Raw genomic sequence first — 16,296 nt, 5'->3', positions numbered from 1 at the left:
CATGATTCTGATAGCTGACAGTGGCTCCAGTAAAACCGACTGGAGGGTAATACGTAAGGATGGAAAAATCGAACAGTTTCGAACTGTTGGATTCAATCCCTATTACCAGCAGGCAGATGACATGCTAAGGGATTTGCAGACAGAGCACATTCAGTCTCTTAAAGGCAGCATCGAAGAGGTATACTTTTATGGAGCAGGATGCACGGGCGAAAAGAACAAACAAACGGTAGCCAGACTCATCAAAAGTGTTCTTGGTGATGACACATGGGTATCGGTAGACCACGACTTGACGGCTTCCGCCAAAGCTACTTGTGGCCACAAATCGGGCATCGCCTGCATTTTGGGCACGGGATCCAATAGTGGTGATTACGATGGAGAAAACATCGTAGCCAACCGCCCTTCTCCTGGATACCTGTTGGGTGATGAGGGTGGTGGATCGTACATAGGCCGTCATTTTCTACAGGATTTCATCTATGACGACATGCCAAAGGAAATCAGAGAAATGGTACTCGAGGAGTACCAACTGACAAATTTGGAAATTCAGGAAAATGTGTACCAAAAACCTTTCCCGAACCGATACATGGCCAGTTTTTGCAGGTTCATTCACGACCATAAAAACCACCCGTACTGTTTTCAGCTTTTTTACAATGGTTTCTCCGACTTCTTTAAACGACATGTGATGCGGTACGCCAATTACCAAAACAAGCCGGTCAGCTTTGTAGGCTCCATAGCCTTTCACAATGGAGAGATATTACGAAAAGTAGGTGCCGATCTCGGTATCCATATTGACATTATTCTGGAGGCCCCCATTGCTGGTCTCACCCTTTATCACCAAAATAAGATATGAGCACGACAACTGAAAGCAGTTCATACTATGACAATTTGGAGCAGATGTCCGTTTCGGAGCTGCTTTCCCACATGAACAAAGAAGATCAGACCGTTCCTTTGGCAGTGGCTAAATCCCTTCCCCAAATCGAGAGGTTGGTCGCTGCCATTGTCCCTAGGATGGAATGCGGAGGTAGGCTGTTTTATATCGGCGCAGGAACGAGTGGGCGGTTGGGAATCTTGGATGCCTCCGAGTGCCCTCCTACCTATGGCGTGCCGCATGATTTGGTAATCGGGATAATTGCCGGTGGCGATACGGCTATCCGGAAGGCAGTAGAGAATGCCGAGGATGATCCGGCACAAGCCTGGGAGGATATCCAAAAATTCGGGTTCAACGAACACGATTCCGTGATTGGAATAGCAGCGTCAGGCACTACACCCTATGTCATTGGGGGACTTAAGGCTGCCAACGAGACTGGGCTACTCACCGGGTGCATCACTTGCAACGCCGCCAGTCCGCTCGCTGCTACCGCTCAGCTACCCGTGGAGGTGGTCGTTGGACCGGAGTTTGTGACCGGCAGCACGCGGATGAAATCCGGAACGGCCCAGAAACTAGTACTCAATATGATCTCCACGAGCGTGATGATCAAACTGGGTAAAGTAAAGGGAAACAAGATGGTGGATATGCAGCTTTCCAACGAAAAACTGGTAAAGAGAGGGACCCGAATGATTGTAGACGCCACAGGCATGCCGGAAGAAAAAGCCAAACAACTGCTTCTCGAATTTGGATCGGTTAGGGCAGCTGTGGCGGCGTTTGAAAGTAGAAACATGTAAATGTAGCTATTGTTTCTCCACGGAAGCATGCCCGGAAATCAGGAAACGTCTACCTGTACCTACCTCCTCGCAGAGAACCCTGGTACGTCGGCTTTCTAATTTTTCGAACAAGCGATTTTTGAACAAAAACCGTTGCCCAAGCACCAAGTCACTCAATAGCATACCGGTGTCTCCATTATCTGCTGAATCGTACTTTCGAAGCTCCTTCATCAGAAATAGATCTGCGCCTGCGCTCGCTTTGGGATTGGCCAAATGCCTGCGCAGTGGGACAAGGATATCCAATGGAAACACCTCCCTAACCAGCATGGGTACCATCAACCGTCGAAACTCGTTTTTCCACTCCACACCATGCGGCATACAGGATGCACCGTATTTTGCATAGACCCGATGGTGGGCCACTTCATGGACGTACGTAATTAAAAATTGGTAGGGGTTTAGATCGTGATTGACCGTAATTTTCTGAACGGCTCTGTTTCTCCGGTAGGTAAAGTCCCCGAGCTTGGAAGACCGTGATTTAGCTATCACAAAATGAAAGGGGTTTTCCTTCCAAAGCTCGTAGCAATAGGCAATGGAGTGGTCCGGCACACGGCCTGACAGAAAGGATGTCCAATCTTCCGGTTTAATCAAGGCCACAAGGCAATCGTTTGGAACAAATATACATAAAAAAGAAAATGCAAAGAGACGAAGTAAACCGGATTCACCCTCTAATTTCCCCCACGTAACACCGCACTAAAACACCACCCTAAGTCCAATTCCATTTGGTCCTACGGAAAGGTTTTCGACAATCTTTGGCAGCTCTTGGGCATGGGCATGATGGTAAAAATACTTGATGACATCAAAGGACATCAAAAAAGCTCCCTGTAGGATAACCGACTTACCAAAACCCCGTATCCGGGCATCGTCTTTACGCTTTCCCCTTTCGAGCATATAAAGCCCTGTCGCCATGTAGGCTACATCCAAGCCCGCATTTACCAACAAGATTTTTTCGATGCTCTGTTGCTGTTGTATCGTCTCCCAAAACTCCGCACTGGGTACTTCCTTCATCGCAGAGTAATACCCAAAACCAGCAATCAACAAGTTAACGCTGTTCCAATACGCATTCATCTGGTGAAAACCCTGTAGCTCTCCACTCGTTCGGCCAGCCATGAATCCCCCCCAAAGCATATTTCCTACCGCCCATGAACCCAATATCAGCATGCCCTGCTTGTTGTATTGGATCCGCTCAAGGTTGTATTGCTTTAGCGCATTCCCCTCATCTTGAGCATAGGTGGGAAGATAGCAGAGAACTAAAAAGAACAGGATCGGAAAAACTTTTCGGAGGGTTATTGGCATACGGTAAAGATTTCTTGCTATAGTTGAAACGTGTATGATGTATCAACGTCTTTGGACACCAAACTGTTTACTATGACCTGAGATCCGCTCTGGCGATCTGAATAAACGATTCTCAAAACTGCCCTGCCTCACAATGAATCATCGAAGTACGCCAATCGGATCATCTCTTCACGTATCCGACGCTCCGCACCACTTTCCAGATTACTGATGCGGCACCTCCAAGTTTCGTACCCTCCTTTTTCCAGTTCCTCGGCCGGGGGAATATAACCCAGGTTGCCGTTGGCAAGGGTAATGGAAAAATAGGGCCCCTTTATCGCTTCTTTCAACGCCAACCCCGTAGAAGCGAAAACCTCCCCCGGTAGGGCTCCAATACGAAGAGAACCCAAACGAAAACACTGAAGAGGAACCGTGGCTTCCGGATGGAATGCTGCCAACAAGAATTGTTCCCGCGCATACAACTTGCGCCAACCGGCATAATCAGCCTGTAGGGATTCAAAGCCACCCTCCTCCATAAGATGCTTAGCGGCATCCAATTCCTCATCAGAAGGCAAGCGCCGCCCAACTGACAACATTTCGGTATTGGCCGCCAAAACAGGATCTAAGTCCCAATGGATATCAACCATCTTCCGGGCTACTTTGGCTGCCAGATCAGCCCCAATGAATGCGCTTTTCTGAAAGTCGCCGGTGGGATATAGGCTTGAGTTGTGAAAATCCCAAATGTTCACATCCCCGCTGGTACCGTTGCTCATGATGCCGACAAAGTCCTCACCTGCACCTAACTCTGCCTGTAACGCTCGGGCAAAATAGCCAAAATAGTCTGCCGATATGGTCCCATTTTGCCAGTCACCCACGTAATGTAAACCGTAATTTGCCAAGACACTAATCGCCTTCCCCGAAATCCCCTGTAGCGCGACAAAAAACAGCTCGGGATCAGGCTTGGCAATGGGATGTATGATTTTATCCTCTACACCAAAGGGATTGGTCTTGATCAAATCCACCGAGTCGGCTACCGGATTAAGTGGCTGATAGTCTTCCTTCATCTGATACCGTCTACAACGCAAGTGCTCCGGAGCCAAGACTTTGCCATAGCCCAAACGAGCTGGCTCCAAGCGCGCTAAAGCAGCTTTCACGGCCTGAAGGATACGGCCCGGAAGCCACCGCCTATAGGCCAGATCCGCCTGTACGAAATGAACTTCCTCCACCGCACCTGCTGCATGGGTATGGGTGCTGCTAATCAGCATGTTTTCGGCAGCTATCCCGGTATTTTGCTGTATCAGACTTTTTACTTCGTCAAGCAGCTCCTGCCCCATCACACAAATATCCACTACCACAACCACCAACGTGGTATCGGCGCTCCGAAGTACAAGAGCTTTTGCAAAGAGTGGGTCATGGATGGAGGTGGCGTAATGTGGGACAAAGTCGCCGTTGATCACAGTACCCAATCGAGGAGTAGTCTCCACCTGTGCCGCAGCGGCATACAATCCGGTATTACTGTTCATCTTTTTATCATTTTTTATTAGCAGCTAGCTATCAGCCTAACCGCTTTCTGAAAGCTCCATTTTGGCGTCATCAGAACCTTTTAGACTGGTAAGCTTGCCCGCAGGAAACGTAGCCAGTTGCCATGAAATATCCGATCTATATCCTCTGAACTATACCCCCTTTTATCCAACAACTCTTCGAATTTTTGGAGATCTGCCACGCTGTTGAGATCCCAGGGAGATTGCTCGGTACCAAAGATGCCATCCAAATCGCTGCCTATGGCTACGTGGTGCGTATTTCCGGCCAACTGACAGATGTGGTCCCAGTGATCGATCAGTTGCTCCAGCCGAATATCCAGTTGCCAAGGATCTGACACGGTGTCAATAAACCGTATATCCATTGCCCAACAATCCAACATGCCCCCGATCACGGCACCTCGCTCCACCAAACGCTTGATTTGCGGGTCTGTCAATTGCCGTTGGTTGGGAACAATTTTACGCACATTGTGATGACTGGCCCATACCGGTCCTTTGTACAGATCCATGGCCTGATCAAATCCCTGATCCGTAAGGTGGGTGACGTCAAGTATCATGTTCAATCGTCCCATGGCCTCCAGCAACTCTTCCCCCAACGGAGTAATCGGACCCTCCATCTTGGTTCCAGGAGCGTACCTCCCCGGTCCAAAATGCGACAATCCCAATGCCCGAACGCCATACGCATAGGCTTTTTCCAAATAAGAAACGTCTACCAAGGAATCTGCGCCTTCCAAACTCAGGATGTAGCCAATGGGCTTATCTGAATCGGGCATTGCTTCGTTTCCCCAAAGGGCTACCATTTCGTCCAAATCCTCACGGGTAAGAATCTGTCTCATTTCACCGGCCGATTCCATCTCGCGGTACCACGCCAGCTGCCCCTGCGTCATTGCCCAGGCCTGCTGAGGTGAATTCCAACCCGGAAGTGCAGAGTCGGGCGGTGAATACCGCGCCAGTTGGGTGGCCACGACGATACCCACCTTACCCTTTCGGAGTTCTGGCAGCGTCACCGTACCTTTGCCCCTATCCGGCTTATCCTTCATGTGCATTTCCATCTGCCTGACCTGCCTAAGCTCAAGCCGCAGATCCCGGTTCCACTCTATGGCATTCATGGCCAAATCCAAATGCCCATCAATGATTAATCGCTTCGACATTTTATCGGACCGTTGGTATTCGTACTATACAGTCTATTTCCACCTTTAGCCCCTCCGCCAGTACAGACTGCACCGTTGTACGTGCGGGCTTTACACCGGTAAAATAGGATGCATATACCTCATTATACCGGTCAAACTCCCGGATGTCGGCCAAATGCACCGTACATTTGACGATATCGTTCATGGTCGCCCCGGCGGCTTCCACGATCGCTTTGATGTTTTCCAAGGTCCTGACGGTTTCCTCCTCGATCGTACCCAAGACAAAGCGGGAGGTTTCGAAATCAACGGCTGCCTGCCCGGAAACAAACAAAAAACCGTCAATCAAAACCGCATCGGAGTATGCCCCCGTGACGAATTTTTCATCTCTTTTTGGATGCACTATTTTTTTCATACCTAATCTGTTTTATTGAATTGGTTTACCAAGTGGTCCAACCTCCGTCAACCACCAAATTATGTCCTGTCATAAACGAAGATGCGGGTGAAAGCAGAAAACAAACGGCCCCGGCCACTTCCGGTGCCTTTCCTACCCGCTTCAAAAGCGTTTTTTCTGCCAGCCTTTGCACAAATTCCGGGTGAGACTCCTGAACCTCAGGACTCGGAAATGGCCCCGGAGAAACGCAATTGCAACGCACTCCCCGTTTTCCGTATTGCATGGCAAAATAATTGGTCATCTGAATAATACCTGCTTTACTGACCCCGTATTCTATTGGATTGGGATTCATCTTTGCAGGATAAGCCGCCGGGTCTGGAGAAACCATCCCGTACATACTTCCAAAGGTCACGAAACTACCTCCCCCCGCCTGCGCCATAAGGTCGCAAACCTTTCTGCCAAAAACAAAGGCGGCGGTCAGTCCTACCTCATTTACCCTGTTGAAGTCCGCCGCAGTTAGGTCGTCAAAGGCCTTCCCAGACGCTGCATAGGTCAGGTTGACCGCCCCATCAGGCACTCCCAATTCAGCAGAAAGCAGCGAAACAAAGGCCTCTACCTGCTCCTCTTCGGCAATATCCAGTGAAACCGGGATCACTTGTGGAAACAGCCCGGCTTGACTTACAAAGGCTTTACTCCTATCAGCGAGGTCTGCACAGACCACTCTTGCCCCTGCAGAGGCCAACATCTTTACCACAGACTGTCCCAAATAGCCAGCACCGCCAACCACCCAAATTAGCTTCCCACGCAGATCAAAGATGCTTTCAAAATCCGCCTCCCTAGTGCCAGCCATATCACGCATGGAGCCCCCCGTCCATTAGGATGTTTTCTCCATTGATATAGACTCCTGCATCCGAGGCCAGCAATACCGCCAACCCTTTGATGTCATCGGTGTTGGCCATACGGCGCATGGGAACCTTGCGGCAGTAATTATCCAAAAAGGCCTGTGGCTGATGGTTAAAAAGACCTCCCGGACTGATGCAATTGAACCGGATATTCTGTCCAGCATGCATCTTTGCCATAAAGCGGGTAATATTGATCAGCCCGGCATTGTGAAAAAAATAATCAGGTGGAAGGTCTCCCATGGTCGTTCCTTCGTAGTTGGATAAATCGGGTCCTTTCATACCCATCATGGAAGCAATATTGATTACCGATCCTCCCCCTGAGGCGATGATCAGGTCGGTCATCTGCCGTAGCAGGTCCATCATACCGGTGGCATTTACCTCCATGGACTCGGCAAACTGACTGATCGGTCCACGGTACCCCTTCATGGGTCTTGAAACCGCATTGTTGACAAATACATCTAGTCGGCCAAAATCTGCCAACAGTTTATCGCGAAAAGCAATCACAGAATCTGGAATCCCTTGGTCCAGGACCATGGGAATCACTCGCAAACCCTGAGCTTGAAACGCTTCGGCAGTTCTCTCCGCCGAAGCTAGAGCCCGGGAAGTGGTAATGACCGTTCCGCCCGCCTCAGCCAGGCCTTCTACCAGGCACTTGCCATATTGTCCAGACCCGCCAGTCACGACGATGACTTTCTCTTTTAGACTCAATAGTTCGTTTACATGCATAGCTATTTCTTCAATGGGACCACAATCCCTCCATTTTCCAAACTCGTTTGAGCACCGATTACGGTTTGGATGATGCGGTAGGTTTTGCCAAAATCCAAGCGGCTAGCTCCTTCCTCTACAGACCGGACGAACTCCAACATATTGTCCCGAAACATGCTGTAGGAGTTGCGGATATCGGCCATTCGCCAGCCATCGCTACCGAAAAAGGAGAGCTGAAAGGTACCGCAAATATCCGAAAAGAGGTGAATGCTCGCTTTGATGCCTCCTTCAAACTCCATCACCACGGTATCTTTATCCGTCTCCCCGACGTGCCGCACCCAAAGCGGAATGGGGTCGTCCAAGGTGCTGAAAAGCGCTTCTACCAAATGTACACCGTATTTTTTCCAGTCTTTTTTCCCAACTGCGGTCACCAAGTGGATCGTACCTAAGGTACCTAACTCCGCTTTCACCGTCCTGCACTCCTGTGCGTAGCGCATGGAAGAACAGGACATGAGAAACTTACCCACGGCCACTTGGCCGGAAAAGTAATCCAAATCCTCCTGACTAAATGCCAGTGGTTTATCCACAAATACCGGAATACCGGCATCTAAAAAGGGCCTGGCCATATCGACATGATTTTCCGGATCATCCCTCGCCAAAATCACCGCATCGACTTCGCCCACCATATCCTCCAGCTCCTCCGCCAGGTAGGGTATCTTGGACGATTTGGCGATGCTTTCGCTAATTTCCAAGTCCTGAGTCCAAACGTGCGTCACCCTGGCGCCGGAGATCCCCAACGTATCGCGGTTTGCCTGAAGATAGGCAGCTACCGCAGGATAGCCTATCCTTGCGATCTCAGGCCCGTCAAAGGATCCGTTGATAATGGCAGACCAAGAATAGGGGTGTGCATTGCCGGGACTCATGCCCAATATACCAATACGTATCATAGACTTCCGTTCATTCGTTTAGGTTAACCACCCCATCCTGTCCCAATGAGGTAGGTCGATAAATTCTGGGTCGGGAAATGCAAGCCGCTTGACAGTATCAAAAACATTCTCGTCCAGGTGGGGGTTGCGTGCTGCTTCGATCGCATGAAGCAGGTAGCTTTCCCGATCAATCCCCACCAACACCGAGGATACTGCTTCAAAAGAAAGGGCAAAGCGAATAGCCAAGGTGGTTAGATCAATATTCATTGTACCTGCCAAGTCAGCTAACTTTTGAATGTGCTCTTCGACCCGCTCCAGGGGTAATGGCAGGTTCTTGCCCCGTTCGCTGAGCAAGCCCTTCAGCAATACCGAGCGGATGACCAATCCCACTCCTCGATTGGCTGCCCCGTCAAACACCGTAGCCTGCCGTTGATCCAACAGATTGAAGGGCAATTGGACCACCTGCCAAATACCGCTTTCAACTGCGACGGTTGACTCCGCGACGGTATAGGTTGATGCGCCAATGCTACGGACCTTTCCTGACTGCTTTAGGGCTAGAAAGGCGCCGATGATCTCTTCGCGTTGTAGGATCTCTTCATCTGCCTGATGCAACATAAACAGATCCAGGTAATCCGTGCGCAAGGCAAGCAGGCTTTCCTCTACCGATCGATGTATTATTTGGGTTAGCTCTCCACTTTCAGGAAGCTGCCCTTTTTGATCGCGAAAATGCCGGCATTTGGAACTGATAACGACTTGATCCCTTTTGGATGCAAAAGCGATGCCCATCAGGCGCTCGGATTCACCGTACATTCTTGCCGTATCAAAAAAATTGATTCCCTCTTCCAAGGATCGGCTTAATAGATTGACCGCCTCCCTTTCCTGCAGCATATCTGCCTCGGACCGTACGCCTATGCCATACGGCAAGCCGATTTCCACCCCGCCAAAAGCCACCTCCGATACCCGCAAACCGGTATTTCCCAGGTCAACGTACCTCATTGCATATCTCCGGAATGGTAATAGGAATTTCCTTCTGTCTTAGCCGGGGTCGACGGCACCTCACTCAGGAGCTTTTGACAGTATTGGGTCAGGCCTACCACGTCTGCACCAATACTAACAAACTGATACCCCAGGGCATACAAATCTTTCAACTGACCTACACCTCCTGTCGTTCCGGCAAACTTTCCATAGTTGGCAGCGACCTCGGCCACGCGCTTCCGTGCTTCCTGAATCTTGGGATGGTCCCACTCACCCGGCGCACCGATTCCCTGACTGAAATCTCCGGGACCAAAAAACAACATATCAAACCCGTCCAAAGCCGCTATTTCCTCTATTGCGTCCAATGCTTCGGGGTCTTCAATCTGAAAAATCACAAAGCGTTCGGTGTTTGCCTCACTCAGGTACTGCTTAAAATCCATGGCGGTATAGGCACCATCGGCATTTCCCCCGTCGATTGCCCGTAAGCCCACCGGGTGAAATCGAACTTGGCGCACCACCGCAGCCCCCTCTACAACATTCATTACATGGGGCACCATGATGCCTGCCGCATCCAATTCCAACGGCTTCACATAATCGCTGTAACTCCCCCTTGGAACCCGTACGACGACGTCTTTGCCATGCGCCTTCGCCGCCCATATCTGGGAAGCCAATATGGACCAATCCTGTCCAATATGCTCCTGGTCTACCCAAATGCAATCAAATCCGGCCAAGGCAGCAATTTCTACCGACCTAGCATCCGCCAAGTTTATTTTAAAGCAGGTGACCTTTTCGCCACTGCGCAACTTTCTAAGTACGAGACTTTTTCTCATTTCCATGGTTTGAGGTTCATTCACAACGTCGATTACCAAAGATACTTGTCCGGGTAGGTTATCGCTATTACTTTTTGGTAGAATCCTAATACTTTTTTACGGCTGCCCCGTCAGGGGCTTGGGAATAAAACAGTCCCGATACCCATCAAAAAGTAATCGTATGTGTGCTTTTTTGTTCACCACGGATTTACACAGATTTTTTCCTCTATGCACCTCTGTGATCTCTGTGGTGATACTTTTCTTTGTTTACCACAGAGGACTCAGAGTTTCACAGAGTTTTTTCTTCTCTGTACACCTCCGTGCTCTCTGTGGTGATACTTTTCTTTGTTTTACCACCCAGGACTCGGAGTAACACAGAGTTGCTCTTTCTTTTCTCTGTGCACCTCTGTGCTCTCTGTGGTGAATTCCTACATGATTATTCTTTTAATCCCCGTCTTCATTTGAAGTACATTGAAATTGATCAAAAGCCCTAATTTTAGCCCTGTTAATTTCAAATACGTCATTAATTGTGCTTTGTGAATCGGCGCGATTTCGTCCACAGACTTTAATTCCAAGATAATCTGACTTTTGACCAAAAGGTCTATTCTATAGCCTGCTTCAAGTCTGATGTTATCGTAAATTACCGGAAGTGGCTTTTGCCTTTCCACCATTAACCCTGCTTTCAGTAATTCATATTCCAAGCAAACCTCATAGGTAGATTCTAATAGACCTGGGCCTAATTCGGAATGAACCTGATATACGCATCCGATTATTTTATAAGACAAATCATTCAATTCCATCCTCTGTGTTGATCTGTGCCCTCGGTAGTGAATTTATTCAAAATACGCTAAATCTACTTTACCTACTTATGTTTTTCTTCATTTGCATATGTACTGCTTGAGAGCCTACCATTTTTCGACAAAATCACGGCAGGAAAGTAGGCACTTCTCACCCCAACTATAAAAATAAACCGAAAACTCGAAGCGATCCTAACCTCATAAACGCAACCCAATACTTCGGCGTAGGCGTATTTCGCGCAGCATATATCACTTTCATATTTCGCCGCAGGCATACATCAAGCCTATTTCGCGCAGCATATATCATTTCTATTAGGGAGATTCCACCGAATCCTTGCAACAAATACACTCCCATCACTGCCATACTGTTCCACACCCTCGGGCTGCATCCATTCGGAAACCGTCACCCAGGTTTCGTCGGGACTCACGACCGTCACCCCAAAGTTGCCTAATCGGGCACCGCGCTCCGGCACCAAAATCCGCTCCGTCTCCCGTATGACGACCATTCGATCCGGATCTACTTGTGCAATGAAAAGGGGCGCCCGATGGCGAAACACGTGGTCATTATTAGCTCCCCGACGGGTGTAAACGAGGAATAGACCTTCGCTGTGGGTCACCCAATGCTGCTGGGTGTTGTAATTTCCCAGCTCCTGCCCGTCATCAAACCGCCAGGGCTGTATGGGTTCAAAATCCAATCCGTTGGCACTCTTGGTCACATACCCCTGTAGATCGTTTCGGATCGTAAGGAAATACTTGCCTCCAAAAAACGTCAACGAGGGTTCGTGTAGGCCACGGCTTTGGTCCGGTACGGACAGCTCGTTGCCATGTGCCAGGTAAGTTAGTTCAGATCCGTCAAAACCGCATTTGGCTACCGTCACTCGGGAATTTTCACCCGGTGGGGAAAAATAAATCGGCAATAGGATCGATCCATCGGGCAGGTCGTAACGCTGAACACACCCTGCCCCTGCATTTAGAAAAGACGGGGTATCCGGCATTTTCAGCTTATCCCAAACCGTCCAACGGTCAGCCAACGGATCATACACCGAATAGGCGGTATGCCTGGGCCGAGGGGAACTTACTTTCCAGTCCGGCGTATAGACGATGGTATGTCCGGTACCCAATAGCTTGCCCGATTTTGCATGCCAAGTAGGCCAAAAATCACTGGCAGCCACCGGCCGCTGCTCCCCGTCTATTTGCTCCATGCGGGGTGCCAAAGGCTCAGAAAGCTTCGGATCCGACCAAGTCTCCCCCAAATCATCGCTGTACATACCATACATCCCTTTGAACACATCACTGCCACTGAGCTCCAATGTGTTTAATGTCATGACAATTCTCGGCAGGCCTCCCTTTCCCGCTCCGGGCACCAGTCCTGCACGGGGATGCACCCAGCACCTTACTCCGTCGTAAAACCGGGTGGGCACTTCCAGCCGAGTGGTATAATCAAGTTCTTGCTTTCTTCCAAAGAGTCCTCCATTCCTACAGGATGAGAGCGCCAAAGGCGAAAGGGTCAACAGACCAACACTACCTATCAGGGTATTTTTCAGAAATGACCGACGGGGAAAATCGGATGTCTTTTTCATGCGAGCGTAGGTTTGGATGCAATTAAGGTAGAAAATTATCCCCTAAGCGTAAAGGTAAAAGGTATCTAAGTCCGGTAATCTCTGGGAAGAAAAGAAGATGGGCAGAAACTGCACTCAAATAAGCCTGGCAAATCCGCTTTTGGCCACTTCTCCCTGTAACAGCTGCCGTATATTTCCGGCCTCAATTGCCTTGGCCATTTTCTCGAATACCTCGCCCAGCGCTCCCGTGTAGCTACCCACTATGCTGTCTGTATGCGCCAAGGTGGGGTAGAATGCCGCACCAGCCAAGAACCCCCGCTGCAGCATTTGCTGGGTAAATAGGGTCCGAAGCATCTCGGCCTCTGGGTAGTCGAAGCTCAGGGTGGACAAACTCGGAAATCCGCCCACCTTCACCCGCAAGCCCAATTGGTTGGCATGGCTTAGCCAAGCCTGCTGCACCTGCATCCCAACTTGGCGTACATGATCTGGCACATCCGTTTCCCGCATGGCCTGCAATACCGCCAACGCGGCTACCGGCCCCAGACCCTCGGTCCAATAGGTGCTGCTGATAAAGGATCCGTGGGCTCCATCCATCGCCGCTCGGGTTCCAATGATGGCTCCTATTGGATATCCATTGCCCAAAGCTTTGGCAAACACCGCCATATCCGGCTCCACGGCATACCGCAGGTGGGCACCGCCAAAACCCAGGCGCCAGCCCACCGTAATCTCATCGAACACCAGCAGACAGCCCCTACGGCGGGTCTCCCGACGGATCTCCTCCAAAAATCCTGGGACCGGATCCACACCCCTACAGGGTTCCATGACTATCGCAGCCAACTCGTCCCCATGCTGATTCATCACTTTTCGAAAGCCTTCCAAATCGTTGTACCTGAAAGTAATGGTGGTACCTCGGAGTTCACCTGGCACGCCCGCAGGCTCCAAGCCGGGAAGCAGGTGGCCTTTCAAGGCATCCTGTCCACCCAAATTTGCTGCTAAATACCAATCCTGCCAGCCGTGATACCCACACACGGCCACTTTGGTGCGGCCTGTGGTCGCCCTAGCAATACGCACGGCTACAGCACAAGCCTCTCCGCCCCCTCTGACAAAGCGCACCTGCTCTGCCCACGGGTGAATATTGCATAATTCCTCCGCCAAGGCAACTTCCTCAGGCGGATTCAGGGAACACATATTGCCCCATTGCACCCTGCGCATCACAGCTTGATTGACAGCATCGTGGGCATAGCCCAACAGGCAGGATCCTACGGCGTTGGTAGAAAAATCCTCGTACCTATTCCCGTCCATATCCCAAACGGTACAGCCTTTGGCGCGGCTAAAATAGGGAGGCCAATGGCCCGGGGCCATGTTTTCGGGACGCTTCGAAAGAAGCTGTACGCCTCCGGGGATACGCTGCTTGGCCTTTTTGTACAAGTCTTGTCCCTCGCTTGTCCGCTTGGGCGCAAGCGTTAACATCCGCAGCACATTACCATAAAAAATACCCGAAATATCGGAGGCACTCAAGGACATGCGGCGGCATGCCTGCCGAAGTGCCCGCAAAGATTCAATCCCCACCAACACGGGGCTGCCATGGGAACGGTTCCAATTGCAGGATTGCGCATCCATCCAGAAAAAACCATCGCCTACGGTTACCGCCCTTCCCCGCAGCGAAGACACCGGGAAATCACTGCCCCAGAGAAGCTTCTGGGGACCAAAATACTCCATCACGGACTCCATGGGCGCTGACTCGCATACACCGGACATGTCAAACCAAACATTCTCCAGATCGGCGATTGCTTTCATCCCAGCAGCATGCGGGGCGTGAAAGGAGCGACCGGCGTGAGCCAACACTAGCCGCATACCGGGATACTCCGTACACATGCGGCGGATTTCATTGACGTTTCCCCGATCCATTAAGGCATCATCCTTGACGATATGCATCATGACCACCCCTTGGTGCTCGTGGGCCCACCTCCACCAGTGCTCCGGAAAAAACCCGGAAATGGAACTCTGAGGGGTCGGCTTTTCCGCGCTGTACACATGGTAAGGCTTCAATCCAATCACCTGCGGATGGGAAAGTACCTCTGCCAGATCCTCGGGTCTCAGGCCAGGCGTCACCACGGCAAGTCCACGAGAAGCTGGGTGTTGATCCAGCTCCCGCATCAAATACCGATTGGCAGGCAAAATTTCGGCACGAGGCAGAGGCGCAGGAAAAAATAGACCTCCTTCCAGCGTTGCGTTTGGGAACAAAGGAGCAACCTGCTCGTGCCATGAACGAATCGATGCATCCTTTCCCCCACCGGTCCACAAACTAGCTTGGGAGTCGCCCAAACCCAAATCCTCCACACGGTAAATATGGGCGTGAGCGTCGAAAACCTTTTCAGGCAGAAAATCCTCCAGACTGGAAAGGCTCCGCTTATCCACTCCCGAATATTCCCATTTATACGGATTGCTTTTTGAATGTTCGGTTCGGCTCATGGCTTTTCATTTCAATGAAACATGGATATAGTTGATTTCAGTGCTGTCAGTCTGCACGCCGGCATAGAAATAGGCCAACACCTCCGAGCCGCCCAAATACAGCAACTGAGGGTGCCCCACGGAAAACTTTGCCATTTCTGACCAAGCTTCATTCATGCTGACATATCGGGAATCTTGTTTGGGTAAATCCGCCTGGTACACATCCCCCACCTTCGTGAAAGGACTTTCCAAGCTGTCCTTAATCCATACGCTGATAATCGGTACGACAGACCTATCAATGCAAATTAGCAGGATACGTCCGTCTTCAAGCTGCACAGGTCGCCCTGGCTGCCCATAGATTCCTGTATCGGTAGGAAAGCACCAACTTGCTCCACCATCGCTGCTAATTGCTTCGTGTACGTTCAGGTACTCGTTTCTTTTTCCATCCAGGGTCCAAAAGTAATTTACCAACGTGCGGCCATCTTGCAACACATTGGGACGCTGATCCCAAAAATACCAATCCGGGTAGTCGGTCACAATACGCACCTCCGGCCAGGTGACACCTCCATCTATCGATCTTAGCATGGCAGAGCGATGAACCCACTTTGAAGGATCTGCTTTGTACTTATTGATTTCCAACTGACACAGCAAACTACCGTCCCCCAGTAGAATGGGCGGTCCGGTAAGGGGGGCAGGGCCGCCCAACCCAGTTGTATCTATCAGCTGGGGAGTGGACCAGTGCGCTCCAGAGTCCTCACTCATACTCCAGAAGATACGGGTATCCTTCAAACTTTCGTCTGAAGGATCGTAAAAGGGTGCCTCGGGATCGGATTCATCTACCCAGTTGATCACCAACAGCACCTGCGACCCACCCAGTGCCAGAAAGTAAATCGAAATGGCCTGACCAACCCTCCCGGATACTTCAGGCAACTCAACGGGCACAAAGGCCGGCACCCAAGATGTGCCCTGATCGTCTGACCAGGTCATCCATACCGACTTGTACCGGGCATCGGCTTTCTTCTCCGAGGCCTTGAAACCAGCCAGCCAACGCCCAGAGGGCAAGACCTCAAAGGCGGGAAAAGTTTTGCTTTTCAGGGCATCTCCTAGCGGAATACCTCCTACAGTTCCTCTGCTGATTACCTCCAT

At 50.5% G+C, this 16,296-nt stretch carries 16 protein-coding genes; 2 read left to right on the top strand and 14 right to left on the bottom strand.

Going from position 1 to position 16,296, the window contains the following annotated elements; all coding sequences use genetic code 11:
• Nucleotide 1 precedes the first annotated feature (1 nt).
• Nucleotides 2–847, top strand: a complete 846-nt coding sequence (locus JJU34_RS13835; protein WP_228692973.1) for an N-acetylglucosamine kinase — start codon at nt 2–4, stop codon at nt 845–847.
• Nucleotides 844–1,659: an N-acetylmuramic acid 6-phosphate etherase gene (gene murQ, locus JJU34_RS13830; RefSeq protein ID WP_228692972.1), complete on the top strand. Its 816-nt coding sequence runs from the start codon at nt 844–846 to the stop codon at nt 1,657–1,659. The genes JJU34_RS13835 and murQ overlap by 4 nt, the downstream gene beginning before the upstream one ends.
• 6 nt (nt 1,660–1,665) lie before the next feature.
• On the opposite strand, the gene JJU34_RS13825 is transcribed toward murQ, so the two are convergent.
• From JJU34_RS13825 to JJU34_RS13760, 14 genes are all read right to left on the bottom strand, one after another.
• Nucleotides 1,666–2,292 carry a transcription elongation protein SprT gene (locus tag JJU34_RS13825; protein WP_366512708.1) on the bottom strand — a complete coding sequence of 209 codons (627 nt, stop codon included), beginning with the start codon at nt 2,290–2,292 and terminating at the stop codon, nt 1,666–1,668.
• A gap of 96 nt (nt 2,293–2,388) precedes the next feature.
• On the bottom strand, nt 2,389–2,991 hold the full coding sequence (locus tag JJU34_RS13820; RefSeq protein WP_228692971.1) for a hypothetical protein: 603 nt from the start codon (nt 2,989–2,991) through the stop codon (nt 2,389–2,391).
• Between the two features lie 128 nt (nt 2,992–3,119).
• A complete protein-coding gene (locus JJU34_RS13815) occupies nt 3,120–4,490 on the bottom strand; it encodes a hypothetical protein (RefSeq protein WP_228692970.1) in 1,371 nt (456 codons plus the stop codon).
• An 80-nt stretch (nt 4,491–4,570) separates the two neighbouring features.
• Nucleotides 4,571–5,656 (bottom strand): membrane dipeptidase, encoded by a 1,086-nt coding sequence (locus JJU34_RS13810; RefSeq protein WP_228692969.1) that lies wholly within the window; start codon nt 5,654–5,656, stop codon nt 4,571–4,573.
• A 1-nt stretch (nt 5,657) separates the two neighbouring features.
• Nucleotides 5,658–6,047 carry a Rid family detoxifying hydrolase gene (locus JJU34_RS13805; RefSeq protein ID WP_228692968.1) on the bottom strand — a complete coding sequence of 130 codons (390 nt, stop codon included), beginning with the start codon at nt 6,045–6,047 and terminating at the stop codon, nt 5,658–5,660.
• Nucleotides 6,048–6,072: 25 nt separating this feature from the next.
• Nucleotides 6,073–6,885, bottom strand: a complete 813-nt coding sequence (locus JJU34_RS13800; RefSeq protein WP_228692967.1) for an SDR family oxidoreductase — start codon at nt 6,883–6,885, stop codon at nt 6,073–6,075.
• Nucleotides 6,878–7,654: an SDR family oxidoreductase gene (locus JJU34_RS13795; protein ID WP_228692966.1), complete on the bottom strand. Its 777-nt coding sequence runs from the start codon at nt 7,652–7,654 to the stop codon at nt 6,878–6,880. The genes JJU34_RS13800 and JJU34_RS13795 overlap by 8 nt, the downstream gene beginning before the upstream one ends.
• A 2-nt stretch (nt 7,655–7,656) precedes the next feature.
• Nucleotides 7,657–8,580 (bottom strand): Gfo/Idh/MocA family oxidoreductase, encoded by a 924-nt coding sequence (locus JJU34_RS13790; RefSeq protein WP_228692965.1) that lies wholly within the window; start codon nt 8,578–8,580, stop codon nt 7,657–7,659.
• 18 nt (nt 8,581–8,598) lie between these two features.
• Nucleotides 8,599–9,555: an aldo/keto reductase gene (locus JJU34_RS13785; RefSeq protein ID WP_228692964.1), complete on the bottom strand. Its 957-nt coding sequence runs from the start codon at nt 9,553–9,555 to the stop codon at nt 8,599–8,601.
• On the bottom strand, nt 9,552–10,364 hold the full coding sequence (locus JJU34_RS13780; protein WP_228692963.1) for an aldolase/citrate lyase family protein: 813 nt from the start codon (nt 10,362–10,364) through the stop codon (nt 9,552–9,554). Before JJU34_RS13780 ends, JJU34_RS13785 begins: the two co-directional genes overlap by 4 nt.
• A 407-nt stretch (nt 10,365–10,771) precedes the next feature.
• Nucleotides 10,772–11,143: a GxxExxY protein gene (locus JJU34_RS13775; protein WP_228692962.1), complete on the bottom strand. Its 372-nt coding sequence runs from the start codon at nt 11,141–11,143 to the stop codon at nt 10,772–10,774.
• Between the two features lie 281 nt (nt 11,144–11,424).
• Entirely contained in the window at nt 11,425–12,720 is a 1,296-nt protein-coding gene (locus JJU34_RS13770) for an exo-alpha-sialidase (protein WP_228692961.1), read from the bottom strand.
• 114 nt (nt 12,721–12,834) lie between these two features.
• Nucleotides 12,835–15,171, bottom strand: coding sequence for an aminotransferase class III-fold pyridoxal phosphate-dependent enzyme (locus tag JJU34_RS13765; protein WP_228692960.1), 2,337 nt, complete (start codon nt 15,169–15,171; stop codon nt 12,835–12,837).
• 6 nt (nt 15,172–15,177) lie between these two features.
• Nucleotides 15,178–16,296 (bottom strand): sialidase family protein, encoded by a 1,119-nt coding sequence (locus JJU34_RS13760; protein WP_228692959.1) that lies wholly within the window; start codon nt 16,294–16,296, stop codon nt 15,178–15,180.

The sequence above is a fragment of the Lunatimonas sp. genome (assembly GCF_020832325.1).
Classification (GTDB): domain Bacteria; phylum Bacteroidota; class Bacteroidia; order Cytophagales; family Cyclobacteriaceae; genus Lunatimonas.
The sequence above is the reverse complement of the archived record's forward strand: the minus strand, read 5'-3'. Positions and strand labels throughout refer to the sequence as shown.